Below are 1,012 nucleotides of genomic sequence, written 5' to 3'. Positions count from 1 at the left end.
TGGGCAATGGAGCGCCTGCCGGCCCAGTATCAGCCCGTCATACTTGAAGCTAGACAGGCTTATCTTGGACAAGAAGAAGATCGCTTGGCCTCCCGCGCAGATCAGTTGGAAGAATTTGTTCACTACGTGAAAGGCGAGATCACCAAGGTAGTCGGCAAATAATGTCTAACAATTCGTTCAAGCCGACGCCGCTTCGCGGCGCGGCTTAACTCAAGCGTTAACCCAGGATGAGAACCTTGAAAGTATCATTGATGGCTGCGAAAGCGAAAAACGGCGTGATTGGTTGCGGTCCAGACATACCCTGGTCCGCGAAAGGGGAGCAGCTACTTTTTAAAGCATTGACCTACAATCAGTGGCTTCTGGTGGGTCGCAAGACGTTTGAATCTATGGGCGCACTCCCCAATAGGAAATACGCGGTCGTTACCCGCTCAGGTTGGACATCAAATGATGACAATGTAGTTGTATTTCAGTCAATCGAAGAGGCCATGGACAGGCTAGCTGAATTCACCGGTCACGTTATAGTGTCTGGTGGCGGAGAAATTTACCGAGAAACATTACCCATGGCCTCTACGCTCCACTTATCGACGATCGACATCGAGCCAGAGGGGGATGTTTTCTTCCCGAGTATTCCAAATACCTTCGAAGTTGTTTTTGAGCAACACTTTACTTCAAACATTAACTATTGCTATCAAATTTGGAAAAAGGGTTAACAAAGCTATGCAATCGACGGCAAAAAGCTTCGTTCGCTTCGCGCACTACGCCTTTTCCGCGATTGATAGCGACGTTATGTGAATATTGAAATGAGCATTCCAAAGAAAGGAAGTAGAAAAATTATCGTGGGCGAAAATGAGTTTTTGTGGCTCATTAGGTCAAAACTCACATATTCGCAGGACGGCACTGTTGCAAATAGTCGGTGGTGATAAACTTATCATCCCCTTTTGCTGATGGAGCTGCACATGAACCCATTCAAAGGCCGGCATTTTCAGCGTGACATCATTCTGTGGGCCGTACG

General features: G+C 47.4%; 1 protein-coding gene and 1 pseudogene. Both read left to right on the top strand.

Annotated elements, in window-relative coordinates; translation table 11 throughout:
* Window positions 1-209, top strand: a pseudogene (locus K0778_RS26370) (aminoglycoside adenylyltransferase domain-containing protein); the annotation flags it as partial.
* A 27-nt stretch (window positions 210-236) separates the two neighbouring features.
* The gene (gene dfrA14 / locus K0778_RS26365) at window positions 237-710 is read left to right on the top strand and encodes a trimethoprim-resistant dihydrofolate reductase DfrA14 (protein ID WP_004201280.1); all 474 of its coding nucleotides are present in this window, start codon (window positions 237-239) and stop codon (window positions 708-710) included.
* Window positions 711-1,012 lie beyond the last annotated feature (302 nt).

This window comes from Escherichia sp. XD33 (assembly GCF_019375075.1).
Classification (GTDB): domain Bacteria; phylum Pseudomonadota; class Gammaproteobacteria; order Enterobacterales; family Enterobacteriaceae; genus Enterobacter; species Enterobacter flexneri_A.
This window is presented reverse-complemented; position numbering and strand designations above follow the sequence as displayed.